At 62.8% G+C, this 19,156-nt stretch carries 21 protein-coding genes; 10 read left to right on the top strand and 11 right to left on the bottom strand.

What is annotated here, in order from left to right; translation table 11 throughout:
* Nucleotides 1-23 precede the first annotated feature (23 nt).
* The gene (locus tag ATY02_RS16520; protein ID WP_068576127.1) at nt 24-452 is read left to right on the top strand and encodes a nuclear transport factor 2 family protein; all 429 of its coding nucleotides are present in this window, start codon (nt 24-26) and stop codon (nt 450-452) included.
* A gap of 29 nt (nt 453-481) precedes the next feature.
* Here the strand turns inward: ATY02_RS16520 and ATY02_RS16515 are convergent, their stop codons facing one another.
* Nucleotides 482-724: a hypothetical protein gene (locus ATY02_RS16515; RefSeq protein WP_068576129.1), complete on the bottom strand. Its 243-nt coding sequence runs from the start codon at nt 722-724 to the stop codon at nt 482-484.
* Nucleotides 725-969: 245 nt separating this feature from the next.
* On the opposite strand from ATY02_RS16515, the gene ATY02_RS16510 reads away from it, so the two are divergent.
* The gene (locus ATY02_RS16510) at nt 970-1,311 is read left to right on the top strand and encodes a hypothetical protein (protein ID WP_068576131.1); all 342 of its coding nucleotides are present in this window, start codon (nt 970-972) and stop codon (nt 1,309-1,311) included.
* A 36-nt stretch (nt 1,312-1,347) separates the two neighbouring features.
* Here ATY02_RS16510 and ATY02_RS16505 read toward each other — a convergent pair whose 3' ends face one another.
* The 5 genes from ATY02_RS16505 to ATY02_RS16485 all read right to left on the bottom strand — a co-directional run bounded on the left by ATY02_RS16505 (nt 1,348) and on the right by ATY02_RS16485 (nt 5,558).
* The gene (locus tag ATY02_RS16505; RefSeq protein ID WP_068576133.1) at nt 1,348-1,656 is read right to left on the bottom strand and encodes a hypothetical protein; all 309 of its coding nucleotides are present in this window, start codon (nt 1,654-1,656) and stop codon (nt 1,348-1,350) included.
* Between the two features lie 4 nt (nt 1,657-1,660).
* Nucleotides 1,661-1,909 (bottom strand): transporter suffix domain-containing protein, encoded by a 249-nt coding sequence (locus tag ATY02_RS16500; RefSeq protein WP_228022303.1) that lies wholly within the window; start codon nt 1,907-1,909, stop codon nt 1,661-1,663.
* A gap of 73 nt (nt 1,910-1,982) precedes the next feature.
* Nucleotides 1,983-2,609: a DUF3313 family protein gene (locus tag ATY02_RS16495; protein WP_068576136.1), complete on the bottom strand. Its 627-nt coding sequence runs from the start codon at nt 2,607-2,609 to the stop codon at nt 1,983-1,985.
* A gap of 312 nt (nt 2,610-2,921) precedes the next feature.
* Complete coding sequence (locus ATY02_RS16490) at nt 2,922-4,283, bottom strand: NAD(P)/FAD-dependent oxidoreductase (protein WP_068576186.1); 1,362 nt, start codon at nt 4,281-4,283, stop codon at nt 2,922-2,924.
* 219 nt (nt 4,284-4,502) lie between these two features.
* Nucleotides 4,503-5,558, bottom strand: a complete 1,056-nt coding sequence (locus ATY02_RS16485) for an AraC family transcriptional regulator (RefSeq protein WP_083236046.1) — start codon at nt 5,556-5,558, stop codon at nt 4,503-4,505.
* Nucleotides 5,559-5,801: 243 nt separating this feature from the next.
* On the opposite strand from ATY02_RS16485, the gene ATY02_RS16480 reads away from it, so the two are divergent.
* The 8 genes from ATY02_RS16480 (at nt 5,802) to ATY02_RS16445 (ending at nt 14,611) form a co-directional block, all read left to right on the top strand.
* Nucleotides 5,802-7,022, top strand: coding sequence for an amine dehydrogenase large subunit (locus tag ATY02_RS16480; protein WP_068576138.1), 1,221 nt, complete (start codon nt 5,802-5,804; stop codon nt 7,020-7,022).
* The gene (locus ATY02_RS16475) at nt 7,016-7,576 is read left to right on the top strand and encodes a MauE/DoxX family redox-associated membrane protein (RefSeq protein WP_068576140.1); all 561 of its coding nucleotides are present in this window, start codon (nt 7,016-7,018) and stop codon (nt 7,574-7,576) included. The genes ATY02_RS16480 and ATY02_RS16475 overlap by 7 nt, the downstream gene beginning before the upstream one ends.
* The gene (gene mauD / locus ATY02_RS16470; protein WP_228022302.1) at nt 7,576-8,211 is read left to right on the top strand and encodes a methylamine dehydrogenase accessory protein MauD; all 636 of its coding nucleotides are present in this window, start codon (nt 7,576-7,578) and stop codon (nt 8,209-8,211) included. The genes ATY02_RS16475 and mauD overlap by 1 nt, the downstream gene beginning before the upstream one ends.
* A gap of 8 nt (nt 8,212-8,219) precedes the next feature.
* Nucleotides 8,220-8,741 (top strand): methylamine dehydrogenase light chain, encoded by a 522-nt coding sequence (locus ATY02_RS16465; protein ID WP_416220684.1) that lies wholly within the window; start codon nt 8,220-8,222, stop codon nt 8,739-8,741.
* Nucleotides 8,741-9,190, top strand: a complete 450-nt coding sequence (locus ATY02_RS16460) for a hypothetical protein (RefSeq protein WP_068576144.1) — start codon at nt 8,741-8,743, stop codon at nt 9,188-9,190. Before ATY02_RS16465 ends, ATY02_RS16460 begins: the two co-directional genes overlap by 1 nt.
* A gap of 4 nt (nt 9,191-9,194) precedes the next feature.
* A complete protein-coding gene (locus tag ATY02_RS16455) occupies nt 9,195-9,830 on the top strand; it encodes a c-type cytochrome (protein ID WP_068576146.1) in 636 nt (211 codons plus the stop codon).
* Between the two features lie 407 nt (nt 9,831-10,237).
* A complete protein-coding gene (locus ATY02_RS16450; RefSeq protein ID WP_228022301.1) occupies nt 10,238-11,413 on the top strand; it encodes an efflux RND transporter periplasmic adaptor subunit in 1,176 nt (391 codons plus the stop codon).
* Between the two features lie 12 nt (nt 11,414-11,425).
* Nucleotides 11,426-14,611, top strand: coding sequence for an efflux RND transporter permease subunit (locus tag ATY02_RS16445; protein ID WP_068576150.1), 3,186 nt, complete (start codon nt 11,426-11,428; stop codon nt 14,609-14,611).
* Nucleotides 14,612-14,715: 104 nt separating this feature from the next.
* On the opposite strand, the gene ATY02_RS16440 is transcribed toward ATY02_RS16445, so the two are convergent.
* The 5 genes from ATY02_RS16440 to dkgB all read right to left on the bottom strand — a co-directional run bounded on the left by ATY02_RS16440 (nt 14,716) and on the right by dkgB (nt 19,097).
* Nucleotides 14,716-15,603, bottom strand: coding sequence for an AraC family transcriptional regulator (locus ATY02_RS16440; RefSeq protein WP_068576152.1), 888 nt, complete (start codon nt 15,601-15,603; stop codon nt 14,716-14,718).
* Between the two features lie 210 nt (nt 15,604-15,813).
* Nucleotides 15,814-16,986, bottom strand: coding sequence for an MFS transporter (locus ATY02_RS16435; RefSeq protein ID WP_068576153.1), 1,173 nt, complete (start codon nt 16,984-16,986; stop codon nt 15,814-15,816).
* Nucleotides 16,983-17,327 (bottom strand): MoaF-related domain-containing protein, encoded by a 345-nt coding sequence (locus ATY02_RS16430; protein WP_068576155.1) that lies wholly within the window; start codon nt 17,325-17,327, stop codon nt 16,983-16,985. Before ATY02_RS16430 ends, ATY02_RS16435 begins: the two co-directional genes overlap by 4 nt.
* Nucleotides 17,324-18,289 carry a TIGR03571 family LLM class oxidoreductase gene (locus ATY02_RS16425; RefSeq protein WP_068576192.1) on the bottom strand — a complete coding sequence of 322 codons (966 nt, stop codon included), beginning with the start codon at nt 18,287-18,289 and terminating at the stop codon, nt 17,324-17,326. The genes ATY02_RS16430 and ATY02_RS16425 overlap by 4 nt, the downstream gene beginning before the upstream one ends.
* 4 nt (nt 18,290-18,293) lie before the next feature.
* Nucleotides 18,294-19,097 carry a 2,5-didehydrogluconate reductase DkgB gene (dkgB, locus tag ATY02_RS16420; protein WP_068576157.1) on the bottom strand — a complete coding sequence of 268 codons (804 nt, stop codon included), beginning with the start codon at nt 19,095-19,097 and terminating at the stop codon, nt 18,294-18,296.
* Between the last annotated feature and the right edge of the window lie 59 nt (nt 19,098-19,156).

Here is a 19,156-nt window from a genome sequence, read left to right as displayed (position 1 = left end):
CCGATGCTTGAGAGGAGAACCCGATGTCGGAATTGAAACTGCACCCCAAGGCCCAAGTTTCCCTGCAGCGCTGGCACGCGATGATCGAGCGGCGGGATCTTGGCGACTTGCCTGAACTGTTGGATGCCGCTGTAGTGTTTCGCTCACCGATGGCTCATACGGCCTATCCCGGGGCCCCGGTGGTGGCGACCATCCTGGGGACTGTGCTCGAGGTCTTCGAGGATTTCGCCTATCACCGCGAACTGGCCACGGCCGATGGCCTGAATGTGGTGCTGGAGTTCAGCGCCAGGGTAGGCGACAGGCAGCTCAAGGGCATCGATATGATTCGCTTCGATGAGCAGGGCAAGATCGTCGAGTTCGAGGTGATGGTGCGGCCCATGAGCGGGCTCCAGGCCCTTGGTGCGCAAATGGCGCAGCGCTTGGCCGGCTACCTTGCGGCGAGCAAGTCCTAGGCTTCGATCCGGCTATGGCCTGGCGCCGCTCATTGCGGGGCCAGCCATGAGGCCATCACCCGGCGGTCGAGTTCTTCCCAATCCGCCATGCCCAGTACCCGTGTGGTGTTCAACCCGCGAAGATAGCCGCGCAACTGATAGGCCACTTCACGGCGTACCTGCGGGTCGGTGGCCGGGTCGGCCAGGGCGGTTTCATAGTCGATCAGGTAATCGGCTACCCGCTCACGAAATTCTGGCAGGACAGCGTCACGGATAAGGTCGAAAGTTCGCACGAGCAATTCCTTTTTTAGTTGTAATCGGACTGCCTGGCAGTCTGCACGCGGCACAACTATCGGTTCAAGTGATAGTAACAATCAAAAAACGCATATTCTGATTTGCCGACCGACAGTGGAAAATGCGCGCCGTCGCAGAGGCTGGCCAAAGAGTCGGCTTCTGGAGTCCATTAATGAACGCAACGGCAGCGCCGTGACGCCGAACCGTTGCGCAACGAACCAGATTTTATTCCAGGATTTCACCGATGCGTGCTTCACCCGTTGCTGCCTTGACCCTTGTTTCCCTGATGCTGGCCGGCTGTGCTTCGGCACCGAACGATCCGACACTGGTCATGCAGACCAAGAAGACTCCCACCGAATATGCCGATTGTGTGGTGCCAAAACTGAAGGAGCAGGCACTGGTCCCGGTGGTCTCCCAGACCCAGCGCAGCTATCGGATCGTGGTCGTCAGCAAAGTAGCGGCCAATAACGTGCTGGAAGCCTACAAGGCGCAGGGTGGTGGAAAGGTATTCCTCTACGAGCGCCATTTGCTGGCCTCGAGCTTTACTCCATCGGCTTTCGAGCGAACCGCCCAGGACTGCCTGTAGTTCGCTGGCGCGCCCCGGCAGGCGTCGGCGCGAGGCTCAGATTGTAGTGCCGAGCAGTTGCTCGATCCGGGCCAGCTCCCAGGTGCTGAGCAAACTGACTGGGTCTGTACCGAAGCGCTGGCGGTTATCGAGCCGCCATTGCCGTCCTTCGACCGTGGTGCAGCACAGGCAGTGCAGCAGGCGTGGGCCATCGAGGTCCAGGAGCAGGCACCAGCCGGCGATGTCCACCAGGACCTGGTCGCCGGCATTTGCCACCTCGATTCGTTGCAATAGGTGGATGCCAAGGGCAGCATCGCGCAACCGCTGGCAGACCTCACGTGCGCTCAGGGCACTTGCCTGTGTCATGTTCTCACTCACCACGTTTGAATTTGCGCATGGCCCACTCAAACTGCTGCCTGCACCATTGCTTGATCTGTGCCCAGTATTCCTGGCCGAGAATGGCGATCACCAGCAGGGTCAGCAACTCGCCGCCTATTGCCAATACAGAGATCACCAGGGTCTTTTGGGGAATATCGAGGAACGGCAAGATAGGCAGGGCAATCCAGTAAAGCAACACCACCGCCAGTAACGACAGGCCAAGTTTTTTCCTGAAGCCCAATGGGTTTCCAGACATGCTCATCTCTCTTCTTCAATGACTGCAGTGGCGTGCGACGGGTCTCGCAGGCGTTGTTTCATCGCCTGACATGTCCCAGTGGGGCCAGGAACGTCGCGGTTTCAGTGGCGAACTCCTGTGCCAGGGCCTTGGCATGGGCCGCGCGCTGGTAGCTATCGAGGATGTCGAAGAAGCCGGCGTCGTCGGCCAACAACAGCAGGGCCTCCTGGCGGCCGGTACGGGCATCGAGCGCCTCGACTTCGATTGACAGCCCGCCGTTCTTCACCGGTCCCAGCAGTGGCGTGGCCAGGGCATTGATCACCGGCCAGGCTTCGGCAATCCGCATCACTCGTACCCTGACCACCAGCGTGTTGCTGCCATTGGCGCGCGGGGAGAGCATGAAGTGACGGCTCAACTCGGCCTCCAGGCGTTGTTGCAGCGCCCTGTCCACTTCAAGCGAAACCTCAGGCGAGGTGTCCCTCGCGACCGCGGAGGTTATCTGTATCGGCTTGACCAGCACCTGGACGTACTGGCCGTGGTGAGCGGCATTGGGGGTAATGCCCATGCCGCGTTCGCCGGTCTTTTGCAGGCCCTGGTAGCTCAAGGCCTGGCCTGAGCGTATTACGGGCGGGCTGCCACACCCGCCGACCAGCAAGGCGCCGGCCACCAGCAACAACAGGCGACCGCCCTTGAAAAGAGTTTTCATTAAATTAACGGAGCACTCCGTCTCATTATTTTGCAAAAAAAAGCCCATCGTAGAAGGGCATTTTGAAGCGGTGTCGTTGAGCATGATATTGCAGGCCTGAATGTGATTGGGGTTGAGGGTAAACAGATAGCGTCCGATGCACGCCATGACGTTTCCCTGCTATATGGATGGCCGCCACCAGAACCTGTTCGCGGCGTAGTCCCTGTAGTCAGGCGGTACGGTCATGAGTCATGGCGATCTTGAAAATAATGCGACTATTTGGTCGCATTATCAAGGTCGCCTCGGCGCCGTCAATCCTCACCCGCCATACGGTCAGGCTTCGAGACGGCGTTCTTCCCACCAATCCCAGGCCTTGAGGGCCTGGCGTGCAGCCTTGCCACCCCAGAATGACAAGGTGTCGCTGTTCATCGGCAACGACTTGCGGTTGACGATCCAGAACTCGCTCAATTCGGTTTTGCGCCCGTTGAGCAGGTCGGCGATGGTGCGGCCATTGAGGTGGGTCAGGGCCACGCCGTGCCCGAAACAGCCACCCGAGTAGATGATGCGCTCATCGCCGATGAAACTGATCTCGGGCACCATGTCCAGGTTCACCGACACCGGTCCTCCCCAGCGATAGTCGATCCGGGTGTTCGCCAATTGCGGGTAGATCCACTTCAGGTGGGCTTCGCAGTGCTGCCAGGTCGCGGGCGAGGGCGTTTCTTCCCGGGCCAGGCCCTTCTGGGGCAACACATCACCGCCGCCCATGACGATCCGCCCATCGGTCGTCGGCCTGAAGTAGTGCAGCATCTGCCGGTTGTCACCGAAGGCCTCGCGTTGTCGCCAGCCAATCTCTTGCCATTGCTCGTCACTCAAGGGTTCGGTGACGACTTGATAGGTCCAGAGCGGATATTGGCGCTCCCTGAGCCCATCCGGCCTGGGAAGCTCGCGCGAATAAGCGTTGGTAGCCAGGACCACCTTGTCGGCCTTGATCCTGCCGCCCAAAGTGTGGACCAGGATGGCCGCCGCGGTTCTTTCGACTTGGGTCACGGCGGTCATTTCGTAGACTTCGACCCCGGCCGACTCCGCCAGGGCCTTGAGTGCCCGCACCTGTTTGCAGGGGTTCAGGTAGCCAGTATCGGACTCATGGATGCCGACGCCAAAGCGCGGGGAGTTGAACTGTTGGCGAACCTGGACCTGTTCCTGCCAGTGCATGTCCCCGTCGAGGCCCAGTTGCTGGAACAGCTGGTAGGTCTTGCCCATGCGCACCGACTGTTGTGGCGAGTAGCTGATGCGCATCAGGCCGGTGTGGCGATAATCGCAATCCAGTGCTTGCGTCTGGATCAATTGCCGGGTATGTGCCACCGCCAGTTGCAGGTAGCGATGGGCATCGATCATCTTCTGCTTGCCCCAGCGCAAGAGCACCAACTCCGGTTCCAGGCCGAACAGCTTGGTGCTGAAACCCGCATTGCGGCCACTGGCGCCAAAGCCGATGACGGCCGCCTCAAGCACCACCACACGGGCATTGGGATTGTCCTGCTTGAACTGCCAGGCCGTATTGAGCCCGGTGAAGCCGCCACCGATCACCGCGATGTCGACGTCCAGGTTCTCGCTCAGCGGGGGATTGGCTGAGTATGGGCCATGCTCGTGCTGCCAGAAGGAACGGTGTTCCAGGCGCAAGTCTCGCTCGAATGTCATGTTCTTGTTCTCGTTGTCGAAGGTGACGGCGCAGCGATTGGCGGTGCAAGGGGGTGCGCCATGGCCGTCGGCGACCGGAATCGGCAGGCGCCCGCAGACAGCACTGCCGGGCGGCCGAGTGCCGGCTACCAAAGGTGTGGTCGAGGGTAGCGGCCTGCCTGGCCGCTGGATTGTCCGGGGGTGCCAGTCTTGCCGGCCGAACGCGTCAGGGGCGGGGAGTCACGAGCGCTGGCAGTTGGAGCGGTACTGCTGGGGGGAGTGGCCGGTCCAACGACGAAAGGCCCGGGTGAAGGAGCTGGACTCGGCATACCCCACCAGCAGCGAGATTTCCGTCACCGAGTAGTCCGAGCCCTTCATGTAGGCCAGGGCCAGCTCCCGGCGTACGTCTTCGATCAGCGACGAGAACTCGATGCCATGGTCCTTCAGGCGACGTTGCAAGGTCCGTCGGTTAAGCCCCAGTTGTTGGCTGATGTCTACCAGCGACAGGGCGCCGCTGCTCATTCCCGCGGCGATCATGTGCGTGACCTGGGGCAGGATCTCATCGCCGATGCTGCGGCTCTGGCGTTCCCGCTCCAGATAAGGCACCAGGGCCTGGTACAGGCGCTCGTTGCCACTGACCACCGGCAACTGAAGGGTATCGCCGGTGAAGTAAATGCGGTTCGAGGCCTGGCGAAAATGCACCGGGCACTGGAAGACGCGCTTGTGCATCGAGGTGTCGGCGGGCTTGTCGTGCTCGAAGTCCACCCGTACCGGCTTGATGCAGGCTCCGGTGATCAGGCTCAGCTGGCGCAGGATCGAGGCAATGGCGAATTCCGAGTCCTGGCGGCGATAGAGGATCGTGGGGGCATTGACCCGGTACTCGACATACGCCGGGCGCACATCGAACTCGAAGTCGATCATCGACTCCTGGGCGAAGACCACGATGAAGCGCTGCAGGGTCCGCAAGACCATCTCGACGCTGGTAGCGCAATGCAGGGCATGGCCCAGGGCGCCGAAGTCATCGGCTTCGGTCTGGCTGCCCAGCTCGATGCCAATGTTGGGATTGTCTCCTCCTGCGGCTTCCCAGAGTGCGATGTAGTGCTCGCCGGGTATTTCCACATCGGCCTGCTCCAACAGACGGGTGTCGATCCCCAGTGCTGCAAGATGAGGTGCGAATACCGATCTGAAGCGGCGGAAGAAATTCTCGGACCATACGGTGCGTACGGACAAGGCCTGGGTGGGAGGTCGGGGAGCAGGTTGCGCCGGGAAATTCTTGGTCTTGCGGGTTACCGTCATGTCGCCCCCTTGTTCTTGTGCGCCACACTGCACAGCGATCTGCGAGGCAAGTCAAGTCCCGCTTCTGGGCGCGACCTTGGCCGAAGGATGTGCCCGCAGCCTTGAAAGTGTAGTGCGTTGCGAGACTGGCGCCGGATGGCAAGACGGCTGTCATCGCCAGTCAAGTCGCCGCCCGATCGCCATCGATAGACTCCGGCAAAACAGATCGCCCACCAAGGGCCGGCGCCACGGAATCTTTCTCTTATGCTGATGCGTTCATTGCGCTACTTGTTGTGTGCCGTTTCGCTCACGGCCATCGCTTCCACGGCTACCGCCGAGTTCGTTCCAGAGCTAGCCGGGGTCGAGGTCCTGGGGGACCACCGCGGCCAGAACTGGTTCTGGATCTGGGGCAGCAACGCCCCGAACATGGCCGATGGCCGGGCCTATCTCTTCGATGACAACGGCCGCAGCCTGGGCCTCTTGAGCACTGGAACCTGGTCCAATGGCCTGGTGATGTCGACCCGGCGCGACGAGCTGTATGCCACCGAGATCTACTTCAGCCGGGGCGTGCGCGGCCAGCGCTCGGATGTGGTCAGTGTCTACGATGCCCGGACCCTGAGCCCCAAGTTCGAGATCCCGATCCCGCCCAAGCGCATGACCGCGCTGATCTCCACGGGCTTGAGCGTACTGTCCGATGACGAGCGTTTTTTGCTGGTCCTGAACTTCACGCCGGCCCAGTCGATCTCCATCGTCGACCTGGAGAACCGACGATTCGTGGAGGAGGTGGCGATCCCCGGTTGCGCCTCTATCTATCCGGCTGGCCCCCGGGATTTTCATGCCATTTGCGGCAATGGTGGATTCTTCCACTTGCGTCTCGATGAGCAGGGGCATGTCGTCCTGCAGGAGCGAACCGCGTCGGTGTTCGACCCTCTCAAGGACCTGTTGCTGACCACCGGCTGGCGCAGGGGCGACAACTGGTTCTTCGTTTCGCAGAAAAACAATGGCTACAGCCTGCGCATGGATGCCCAGGGTGTGACGCTGGCCGATCAATGGTCGCTGGTCAGCGACGCAGAACGTGCTGACGGCTGGAGCATCGCGGGCAATCACGGCACGGCGTTGCACGCTGACAGCGGCCGGCTGTTCGTCCTGATGCACAAGGACACGCCCGAGAACTACCAGAAGCCCGGCAGCGAGGTGTGGGTCTACGACGTACGCAGCCACCAGCGGTTGGCGCGGATCGAGCTCAAGGAGCAGAGCACCGCCATTGGGGTCAGCCAGGGGCCACATCCGCGGCTGTACAGCCTGGACTGGGTGGTGCCGCTGCCGAAGCTGTTCACGCTCTGGGTCTATTTCACCGCAGGCGATGCGGGGCTCAATCCGCTGCTGCGCCAGAACATCAACCTTTATGACGCCGACAGTGGCCAGCATCTGCGCAGTGTCGATGACATTCCGCTCGGCTTCATGAATGTGGTGACGCCATGGTGATCACCACGTACCTGCAAGACCCGTTGGTGCATATGGCCAGTGCCTATGCCCTGGCGCTGCTGCTGGCGACGAGTGGGTTGCAGAAACTGCGCCATCCCCAGGGGTTCGTCCTGGTACTCGAGGGCTATGCCAAGGGGCTGGGGCGCTGGCTGGGGCCTGGCCTGCGTCGCGTCGTGCAGCGTCTGCTGCCGCCGATGGAACTGCTGGCCGCCGCCGGATTGCTGTGCAGCCCCTGGCTGCCCGCCGGTGCGCTCCCGGCGCTTGCCTTGCTAGTCCTTTACGCCCTGGTACTGGCCGCCAGCCTGAAGCGCGGTGGGTCGATCCAAGACTGTGGCTGCCACTTTGGAGCCACCGCTCAACCGCCGAGCCGGGCGCTAGTCTGGCGCAACCTGCTGTTGATCCTGCTGGCGCTGAACCTGCTGCTGCCGATGGATGCCAGGCCGCTGTCCTGGTTCGACGCCCTGGTCCTGGTCCTGGTGCTTATGGTGGGCTCGGCGCTTTACCTGTTGGCGCACCTGCTGCTTTCCAACCACGCCTTGTTGAAGGAGTTGTGATGAACATGACCCAGGCGCTGATGATTTCCAATGTGTTTTCCTGGCTGATGACCCTGGCCCTGGTGCTCGCGGTATGGGCCCTGGCCCGCCAGGTAGGGGTGCTGCATGAAAGGATCAGGCCCGTGGGCGCCTTGTCCCTGGGCAAGGCGATCAAGGCCGGTGAGGTCGCGCCACGTTTCACCTTGCCCAGCCTGACCGGTGGTTCGGTCAACCTCGGCGGGGCCAGCACGGCGGGGCAGTCGACCCTGCTGTTTTTTCTCTCCGAGACTTGCCCGGTCTGCAAGACCCTGCTGCCGGTGCTCAAGTCCATGGCCCAGCACGAGCGGGCCAGGCTGCGGATTGTCCTGGCCAGCGATGGCGACCTGCTGTCTCATCGAGCCTTCATCGAAGCCCAGCAACTGTGGTCATTTCCCTACGTGCTCTCCCAGGAAGTGGGGCTGGCCTACCAGATCAGCAAGTTGCCCTACGGCGTGTTGATCGACGCCAGCGGAGCGGTAGCGGCCCATGGCCTGATCAATTCCCGCGAGCACCTGGAAAGTTTGCTGGAGGCCCAGGACCTGGGGCATGCCTCGATCCAGGCCTACCAGGCGGCACTCAACGCGCCGAATGACGCCCTTTACAAAGAGGTGCACTGAGCATGGCGATCAAGTGGTTCGACGACGCGGCCGAGATGTTCTCCCGGCGAGTCGCCCGTGGCAGTTCTCGGCGAGGTTTTCTCGGTGGTCTGGGCACGTTGATGATCGGTGTCGGAGCGACCACCCTGCTGCCAGTGTTTCGCAGTGGCGCCTTTGCCCAGGAGGGCTCGGGCCTGGTGGAATCGGGTGACCCGAACAGCTGCGACTATTGGCGTTATTGCGCCATCGACGGTTTTCTTTGCGGGTGTTGCGGCGGCACGGTCAATAGTTGCCCGCCCGGCACCGTGCGCTCGGATATCACCTGGATCGGCACGTGCCGCAATCCGGCAGACGGTCGGGACTATGTGATCTCCTACAACGACTGCTGTGGCAAGAGCAGCTGTGGGCGCTGCGTATGCCAGCGCGACCAGGGCGATACCCCGCTGTATCGGCCACAGAGTTCCAACGACCTGAACTGGTGCTCGGGAAGCCACGCGGACATGCCTTATCACTGCTCACTGTCGGTGGTGATCGGGGTCAAGGAGCCGTGATGGCCAGCGGCCGGGCCAGGCTGTTGGCCTGTTGCGCAGGTTGGGCGGGCCTGTTGCTGGCGGCTACGGCCCAGGCTACCGGGCAGGAACAGTTGGACTACATGCTCAACTGCCAGGGTTGCCACTTGCCGGGGGGCGAGGGTAATCCGCAGCGCCAGGTCCCGGGTTTCCCCGGGCAATTGGGCAAGTTCCTTCAGGTCCCGGGGGGGCGGGAGTATCTGGTACAGGTGCCGGGTTCCGCGCTTTCGGGCCTGTCCGATCAGGCCCTGGCCGGTGTCTTGAACTGGATGCTGGCGCGTTTCAGTGCCGCTCAATTGCCCGATGATTTCAAGCCATACACCGAGGCCGAGGTACAGGCCTGGAGGCGAACCGTGCCGGCTGATGTCGAGCAGGTCCGCAACCGGCTGTTGCAGCGGATCGCCCAGCAAGAACAACAACACGGAACCTGAATCGATGAAGACAAGCCTCTGCGCCGGGCTACTCCTGCTTGCGGCGCTGTGCAATGCCCAGGCCGCTACACCACCTCAAGTCGAGACCTGCACGGCCTGCCATGGCGCCCAGGGCGAGGGCAACGCCCTGGTGGGGGCACCACGCCTGGCGGGCCAGCAGGCCGAATACCTGCTGGTGCAACTCAGGGATTTCAAGGCGGGGCGTCGTGGCTATGACGCTAACGACCGCCATGGGGCGCAGATGCGCGCAGTGGTGGCGAGCCTGGACGATAGCGCCTTTGCCAGCCTGGCCACGTACTACTCTGGACTGGCGTTCACCTCGCCCGGAGCATCCAGCGCTGCAGACGTCACCCAGGGCCGGGAGCTGTACCAGGGAACCTGCGCGAGCTGCCATGGCCCACAGGCCCAGGGCTTTGCCCACCTCAAGACGCCCAGGCTGAATATTCTCGACGGCGCGTACCTGCACCGCCAGCTCGAGCACTATGCCCAGGGCACCCGTGGCAGCGAAGAACATGCCGGGACACTGGGTATCTGGATGCGCGGGATTTCCCTGCAGGTTCGCCAGGACAGCGAGCGCCAGGCCCTGGTCGACTACATCACCCGGCTGGGCGCTTCGCCAGCCAGCGCTATCGGGCATTGAGTGGCCTGAATGCAAAACCTGCGGATCCGGGCGGCACCTGTGCCCGGGCCGGCCCTCCAAGCCAATTCACCCATGCTCGCTCAGGATGAAGGCTGCCTTGCCTTCGTCCGGCCCGCGCCATTGGCGCTAAGCGTGCGCCTGCATCCGCTTGCAGGATCAGGCACGGCTCTCGTGGGATCAATGTAACGCCCTCCAGGACCTGGATGGCATCGTGCACATGCCGGAAGTCAAAGCAGGCCAGCTGAAGCCAGCAGCCAGGCTTTCGGATCGTGCAAGTTGCGTCCTGTGCAACTTATTTTTCATTCCCTCTTTCGATTTCAACGCCCGTGTGCGCCTCGCAGAGACCTTGAGTCTGCTGAGCCAACGCATGGCGAGATGCACTCTGAAATCAATCAAAGGAGATGGTTGTGCCTGAGCTAAAGCGATATTGGATCTCATTGGGGCCGGGGTCTTCCCTGGCTATCATCGCCTCCATCACTGCTGCACTTGCCGGCTGCAGCGACGATAACAGCCAAGCGTTAGCCCCCGCGGCGGCCCAGGTCAGTGCGGCCCAGGTCGTGGTCAAGCCGGTGCGGCAGTGGGACGAGTTCAGTGGGCGCATCGCCGCCACCGATGCGGTCGAGGTGCGGGCGCGGGTCAGCGGGTATGTGGAGCGCATCGCGTTCAAGGAGGGTGACGAGGTCAAGCCTGGCGATCTGCTCTATGGGATCGACCCGCGGCCGTACAAGGCCTCCTATGACAACGCGCTGGCACAGCTCGCTCGAGCCCGTGCAACGGCAGAGCTTGCCCGGGTGCAAGAGCAGCGTGCCCAGGTGCTGGTGGCCGCCAATGCGATTTCACGCGAGTTGTTCGACACCCGCCGCGCGGCCTCCACCCAGGGCGCCGCGGATGTACGCGCAGCAGAGGCGGCATTGGCCAGGGCGCAGCTCGACCTGGGCTTCACCAAGGTTCGCTCGCCCATCGCCGGGAGAGTCGGCCGGGCCATGCTCACGGTCGGCAACCTGGTCCAGGCTGATCTGAGCCTATTGACCAGCGTGGTCTCCCAGGACCCGGTCTATATCTACTTCCAGCCGGACGAGCAGAGCTACCTGCGCTACATGGCGCTGGCCCGCACCGGCCAGCGACGCAACTCGGCCAACCCGGTGCGTATCGGCCTTGCCAATGAGACGGGTTTTCCCCACGTCGGCGTGCTGGACTTCGTCAACAACCAGGTCGACGCGGGCACGGGCACCATCACTTTGCGCGCGGTGGTGCCCAATGCCGAGCGTCTGTTGACTCCAGGGCTGTATGCCCGGGTGCAACTTGAGGCCGGCGCTGAATTCAACGCAATGCTGATCGACGACAAGGCAATCCTCACTGACCAGGATCGCAAGTACGTCTATGTAGTGGGGACGAAAAACGAGGCCGTGCGCAAGGACGTCACCCTAGGTGGTTTTTCTGACGGCCTGCGCATCGTGCAGGCCGGGCTTACAGCAGAGGACAAGGTCATCGTCGCCGGCCTGCAAAAGATCTTCTTCCCCGGCGCACCGGTGGATGCCAGCACGGTGGCCATGGGCGCCCCCGCTTCGATCACGGCGAAGTGAGGACGACAGCCCATGAATTTTTCCAGGTTTTTCATCGATCGACCCATCTTCGCAGCGGTGCTCTCCATCGTCATTTCCCTGGTGGGGCTCATCGCCATTCCCCTGCTACCGGTCAGTGAGTATCCCGAGGTGGTGCCGCCGACGGTGGTCGTCACCGCCACCTATCCCGGTGCCAACCCCAAGGTGATCGCCGAGACTGTGGCGGTGCCATTGGAAGAGCAGATCAATGGCGTCGAGAACATGATGTACATGAAGTCGGTGGCCGGCTCCGATGGTGTTTTGATGATGACGATCACCTTCGAACCCGGCACCGACCCCAACAAGGCCCAGGTGGACGTGCAGAATCGGGTGGCCCAGGCCCAACCGCGCTTGCCTGCGCAAGTGGTCGCCCTTGGCGTGACCACGCAAAAGCAGTCACCCAGCTTCGCCCTGATGATCACCCCGGTTGCTCCGGATGGACGCTACGACGGCCTGTACCTGCGCAACTACGCCAACATCAAGATCAAGGACCAGCTCGCCCGTATACCGGGCGTTGGCCAGGTGCGTTTCTTCGGTAGCGGCGATTACGCGATGCGTGTCTGGCTCGATCCGGATAAGGTCGCTTCGCGAAACATGACCGCAGGCGATGTCCTGCGTGCGATACAGGATCAGAACCTGCAGGTTTCGGCCGGCCAGCTCGGTGCCGAACCGGTCCGCGGGGGCAGTGACTTCCTGATTGCGATCAATGCCCAGGGGCGCCTGCGCACCCCCGATGAGTTCGGCAACATTGTGCTCAAGAGTGGTTCGAACGGTGAGATCGTACGCCTGGCCGATGTCTCGCGTATCGAACTCGGCGCCAGCGACTACACCCTACGCACCCGGCTCGATGGCCAGGAGGCCCCGGTGATCGGGGTGTTCCAGGCGCCGGGGGCCAATCTGCTGGACGTGCGTAACAACGTGATCGCCAAGATGGAGGAGTTGAAGAAAAGCTTTCCTCCCGGCATGGACTACCGATCGGACTATGATGCGACGATTTTCGTACGCGAGGCCATCGACGCCGTGGTCAAGACCCTGGCCGAGGCCATTGTGCTGGTGGTGCTGGTGGTAATCCTGTTCCTGCAGACCTGGCGAGCCTCGATCATTCCGCTCATAGCCGTGCCGGTGTCGGTGGTGGGTACGTTCGCGGTGTTGCATGTGCTGGGGTTCTCGATCAATACGTTGACCTTGTTCGGCCTCGTGCTGGCCATTGGCATCGTGGTCGACGACGCGATCGTTGTGGTCGAGAACGTCGAGCGCAATATCGCTGAAGGTCTCACGCCGCTGGCTGCCGCACACCAGGCGATGAAGGAGGTCTCCGGGCCGATAGTCGCGATCGCCCTGGTCCTGTGCGCGGTATTCATACCCATGGCATTCCTGAGCGGTGTCACCGGGACTTTCTATAAGCAGTTCGCCGTGACGATTGCCATTTCCACGGTGATCTCCGCGATCAACTCGCTGACGCTGTCACCGGCGCTCGCGGCCAGGCTGCTGCAGGGTCACGATGCCCCCAAGGATGCGCTCTCACGGGGTATCGACCGGGCCTTCGGGTGGCTGTTCGCACCGTTCAATCGTTTTTTCGACGCCAGTTCGAACAAGTATCAAGGGGCCGTGGCACGTATCCTCAGGCAGCGCGGTGCGGCGTTCGCGGTTTATGGACTGTTATTGGCGAGTACGGGCCTGTTGTTCGATAACGTGCCCCGGGGCTTTATCCCGACCCAGGACAAGCTCTACCTGGTCGGTATCGCGAAGCTCCCCGAGGGCAGCTCGATCACCCGCTCGGATGCGGTTATCAATGAACTGGGACGAGCGGCGCTGGCCATCGATGGTGTCGCCCATGTACTCACGTTTGCCGGTTTCAACCCGATCCAGCAGACCAACACACCGAACTATGCGGTGGCCTACGTGATCCTCAAGCCTTTCAACGAGCGCCAACGCAGCGCCAAGCAAATCATGGGCGACATCCAGGCCAAGATGAATGGCGTACAGGAGGGCATGGCTTTCGTGATCAACCCGCCGCCCATTCTTGGCCTGGGTACCGGGGCGGGGTACTCGCTGTTCATCCAGGACCGCTCCGGCGAGGGTTATGGCGCCTTGCAACAAGCCACCGGGGCGCTGCAAGGGGCGCTGATGAAGGAAGCGGGCATGGGCTTTCCGTTCTCGGGCTATCAGTCCAACGTGCCGCAGATCGATGTCGAGGTCGATCGCGTCAAGGCCAAGACCCAGGGCGTGGCGCTGGCAGACCTGTTCCAGACGCTGCAGGTGTACCTGGGCTCCAGCTATGTCAACGACTTCAACTTGTTCGGTCGTACCTGGCGTGTATACGCCCAGGCCGAGGGCGACTACCGCAAGCGCGTCGAGGACATCGGCAACCTGAAGACGCGTAACGAGCAGGGGGCAATGGTGCCGATCGCTTCGATGGTGAAGGTCAGCCAGACCTACGGACCCGACCCGGTGCTGCGCTACAACGGCTATCCGGCGGCGGACTTCTCGGGCGAGGCCGATCCCGGGCGGTTGTCTTCGGCCCAGGCGATGGAGAAGATCTCCGAGGTCGCCAGGAAGGTACTACCCAATGGTTTTGACTTCGAGTGGAGCGACATGAGCTTCCAGGAGTCCACCCAGGGCAAGGCTGCGTTGGTCGTGTTTCCGGTAGCGATTCTCCTGGCCTTCCTGGTACTTGCTGCGCTGTACGAGTCCTGGACCTTGCCGCTGGCAGTGATCCTGATCGTGCCGATGTGCGTGCTCTCGGCATTGTTCGGCGTGAAGTTGCTCGGTGGTGACAACAATACGTTCGTGCAGGTCGGGCTTGTGGTGCTGATGGGGCTGGCCTGCAAGAACGCGATCCTGATCGTCGAGTTCGCCCGGGAGCTGGAGTTCCAGGGGCGGGAGATCGTCGAGGCGGCCCTGGAGGCGTGCCGCCTGCGCCTGCGGCCGATCGTGATGACCTCGGTTGCCTTTATCGCCGGTACCATCCCACTGGTGTTTTCCCACGGTGCCGGCGCGGAAGTCCGCTCAGTGACTGGCATTACGGTGCTTGCCGGGATGATTGGCGTCACGCTGTTCGGTCTGTTCCTGACGCCAGTGTTCTATGTTGGCCTGCGCAAGCTGTCTGGTCGCCAGTTGATCCAGCATGGCCAGAGCAGCATGGAGCACGTGCGGACGGCAACCACCGACGACGTGTAGCGCTGCTCCAAAGCCGGTTGGCGCAACCTGCGCTCAACCGGCCTTGATGCTCGGGCAGCCCGGCCACCGCTGCAGAGCGAGTGCGGTATTGCCGGGAAGCCCGGTCATGCCTCGCGGTCTTTGAGATGCTGCAATGGCGACACCCCATAGAATCGACTGTATTCACGGGTGAACTGCGAGCGACTCTGGTAGCCAACGGCAAAACCTGCATTACCGATGTTATGGCGTTCTATCTGTATCAGCCGCCGCGCTTCGTGCAGCCGGAACTGTTTTTGATACTGCATTGGGGTAAGGCCGGTAATGGCCTTGAAGTGGTGATGCAGCGAGGATTCGCTCATTCCTGCCTGGTCGGCCAGCTCCGGTATGCGCAAGGGTTGCACGTAGTGCTTGCGCAGCCAGTCGATGGCTTTGGTGATGCCATTGGTGGAGCTGTCTGCCACTGCCAGTTGCAGCAAGCGACAGCCGTAGGGACTGGACAAGAGCCGGTAGATGATCTCTTGCTCGATCAGGGGCGCCAGGGGTTGGATATCGCCAGGAGCATCCAGCAGACGCAGCAGGCGCAGCGTCGCGTCGAGCAGCTCAGGGTTCAATCGATCCACTACTACGCTGCAGGCCTCATGGGTGGCCGCCGGATGTGGCGGAATGTCCATGCGGGCGAGCACCTCTTGCAGGCGCTCCGGGGTGATCGCCATGCCAAACCCGAGGCAGGGTTGGTCTTCGCTGGCCTCGATGATGTGGAAGGCCACAGGGACGCTGAATGACACGAACAGATAGTCGCCCTGGGCGAAGTGCCGAATCGTTTCTCCTAGCTGAATACTCATGCGGCCTTGCACCACCATGCCAAAGAACGGCGATTGTGGGCACCTGATCGCCGTCTGGCGCGTGGTATGGCGCGCCACTTCCAGACTGGGGTTGGCCGTACTGCTGGCCCCTTCGTCGACGGCATGGCGGGCGATGAGCTGGGTAATTTCCTTGAGCGCGCTGGTGTTCATGGCTGATCACGACCTGTTGAGCTGACCCGCAGATCTTATCCGTAGAGAGATCCGCTTCTGTGCTCATTTGCAGGATCAGGCACAAATCTCGCGGTATTGCGCAGTCAATCCCCGGGTTCTGTCTTCGAGGCGCCCATGAGGTTTGGGCGCCTCATGTCGACCGGAGTACATCCCCCGGAGGCTGGAGTGGGTTTTCACCCCGGTCAGTTGCTATGCCGCGTCGCTGACGGCGGCATCGCTGACCTTGCGGCGTCCGCCCAGCCATACCAGCAACAACCCGGCGGCAGCCAGCAAGCCGCCGGCCACGGGCACCGCAGCGTAACCCAGGCCCTGGCTGATGACTGCACCGCCCAGGGCGGCGCCCACTGCGTTGCCCAGGTTGAAGGCACCCACGTTGATCGATGAGGCCAGGCCCGGGGCCTCGGCGGCGGCGATCATTACGCGCATTTGCAGTGGCGGTACCACGGCGAAGGTGAACATGCCCCACACCAGCAGCGCCAGGGCCGCGGTGATGTGGTTACCCAGCACCAGGGGCATCAGCACCATGATCACGGCCAGCACGCCGAGGAAGATTCGCGCCGAACCATCCAGCGACCAATCGGCCAGGCGCCCGCCGAGGCTGTTGCCCAGAGTGAAGCCGACCCCGATCAGCACCAGGCCCAGGGTGACGAAGCTGTCCGAGGCACCGGTCAGCTGTGCCAGGACCGGGGCGACATAAGTGTAGAGAGTGAACATGGCGCCAGCGCCCAGCACCGTGGTGGCCATGGCCAACAGCACGTTGGGCCGGGCAATCACTGCCAGTTCACGACGGACATGGGGCACGCTGCCACGCTCGCCCTTGGGCAAGGCGTACCACAGCGCGGCGATGGCCAGCAGGCCCAGCACCGCGGTACCGGCGAAGGCCAGGCGCCAGCCGACCTGCTGGCCGAGCCAGGTGGCCGCCGGCACGCCGCCGATGTTGGCAATGGTCAGGCCCATGAACATGGTGGCCACGGCACTGGCCTGTTTCTCCTTGGGGACCACGCTGGCCGCCACCACGGCACCGAGGCCGAAGAAGGCGCCATGGTTGAGGCTGGTGACCAGGCGCGAGGCCAGCAGGGTGTAGTAGTCCGGTGCCAGGGCCGAGAGCAGGTTGCCGATGGTGAAGATGCCCATCAGCATCATCAGCGCCGCGCGCTTGCCGAAGCGGCTGAACAACAGGGTCATGATCGGCGCGCCGACCATCACGCCGATGGCGTAGGCGGTGACCAGCATGCCGGCGCTGGGAATGCTCGCACCGACGCCTTCGGCGATCACCGGCAACAGGCCCATGGGGGTGAATTCGGTGGTGCCGATGCCGAAGGCCCCGATGGCCAGGGCGAAGAGAACGCGTCCGGGTTTCATTGCGCGTACTCCTGGCTGGAGAGGGCGGTCAAGGGGCCCTCCATGCGATAGAAGCTCAGGTCGCTGGCGGTGAAGAAGGCCTGGGAATGGCCACGGGCGAAGTCGTCGACATGTACCACGGTGGCGCCGTCGGTTTCTTGCCAGGAGATCACGTAGACGCCATCGGCGATTTGTCGCCATTGGCACGCGGCTTCGCCGCTGGCACCGGCGTAGGGGCCGGAGACGATGGCGTAGCGAATGCTCAGGCCATCGCTTGCATAAATGTTATGGGCCACCAGGCCGTCATAGGCGACCTGGAAGCTGCGGCCCGCGAAGGCCGGTATCTGGGGGGAACTGCTCATGAAATGGCCTCCGGTTGTGGGTGTGATGCAGTCGCAGCAGTGGCATGAAATTGTGGCAGTACGTACTCGGCGATCTCCCGCAGGGTTTCGTCCAGTGGTCGCACGTTGCGTCGCAGATGCAGGCCGACATGGTCGACACCGGCTGCGCGCAGGGCATTGAGCTCGGCGATCAGCGCGTTGCGACCACCACGAAAACCGAAGCGCCAGCGGCGCATGGGTTCGTCGGCACGCTCGGCCAGGTCCAGGTGGATGAAGCTGCTGTAGGGCTTGTTGCCCGCCACCGAGCGCCAGTCGGCAACGCGCCTCTGATGGTCGTCGGGGGTGCCCGGGTAGGCCAGGCAGCCATCCATGTGGTTGCCGATCCAGGCCGGGCTTTGCTGGGCCAGGCCCGCCACCAGCAAGGGCAGGGGCGAGGTACTGGCTGGCAGCACGGCCATGCCCTCGGGCAGGTGGCCGTTGGCGCCGTCCTTGAGCAGGGCGACCTGCTCGCGGAAGTTATGGCCGCGTCCCTCGAAATCCCGCCCGAACAGTGGGTACTCCACCGGCCGGTCACCGCTGGCCACGCCCAGCAGCAGGCGATTGCCGCTCAGGCGTTGCAGGCTGTTGGCCGACTTCAGGGTCAGCAACGGCTCGCGGATCGGCAAGACCACGGCAGCAGTACCCAGCAGGATGTCGCGGGTGACCCCGGCCAGGTAGCCGAGGTAGGAAAACACCTCGAACACCTGGGCAGCATCGCCGAACGACGGGTCGTACAGCGGCACGTCGCGGATCCACAGGGCGCGAAAGCCCAGGCGGTCAGCCAGTTGCGCCAGGTAGGCATGCTGCTTGAGGTCGGGTTCGCCGGGCAGGCGGCCAGCTTGGCGCCGGGCCTGGTCGCCGGCCGGGGTCCAGTCATGGTCCAGCGGTGCTTCCAGGCCGATGCTGAAACCACCGGCGGTCAGGCGTTCGAGGGGCGTGGTCATGGCATCAGTCCCAGATTGGCGCCAGGCCGTCAGGGCTGACTTCGCGGCCATTGCGTTCAAGGGTGGCGATACGCGCCATGTCTTGCTCGTCCAGGCGCAGGCTGCGGGCGAGCAGGTTGCTGGCCAGGTTCTCCGGCTTGGTGGACGACGGGATCACCGCGTAGCCCAGTTGCATGGCCCAGGCCAGGGCGACTTGGGCCACGGTGGCCTTGTGCTTGACGGCGATCTCGGCCAGCACCGGGTCCTTGAGTACCTTGCCATAGGCCAGGGTCATGTAGGAGGTGACGCTGATCCCTTGTTCCTTGAGGAACGCAGTGAGCTTGCTGCCTTGCAGGTAGGGGCTGAGCTCGATCTGGTTGGTAGCGATCTGCTCTTTGCCGACCACGGCGATGGCTTGCTTGGTCAGTTCGATGTTGAAGTTGGAAACACCGATTTGGCGGGTCAGGCCCAGCTTCTTGGCTTCGAGCAGGGCCTCCATGTATTCGGCCAGTTCGATGCCATTGCCTGGGGCCGGCCAATGGATCAGCAGCAGATCGACATAGTCGGTACGCAGCTTGGCCACGCTGTCGCGCAGGCTGGCAACCAGCTTGTCGGCGGCGTAGTTGTCGACCCAGATCTTGGTGGTGATGAACAGTTCGCTGCGGGCTACGCCGCTTTCGGCGATCGCCTGGCCGACATCGGCTTCGTTACCGTAGATCTGCGCGGTGTCGATCACGCGATAGCCCAGGGCCAACGCGGACTTCACCGAATCGATGACAGCCTGGCCGGTCAGGCGGAAGGTACCGAGGCCAAAGGATGGAATACTCATGGATCTGCTCCTGGTGGTTGATGCGTACGATGATCGGTGCGTTGGCTGCCGCAGCTTAT

Source organism: Pseudomonas sp. BIOMIG1BAC (assembly GCF_001705995.2).
GTDB classification, from domain to species: Bacteria; Pseudomonadota; Gammaproteobacteria; order Pseudomonadales; family Pseudomonadaceae; genus Aquipseudomonas; species Aquipseudomonas sessilinigenes.
This window is presented reverse-complemented; position numbering and strand designations above follow the sequence as displayed.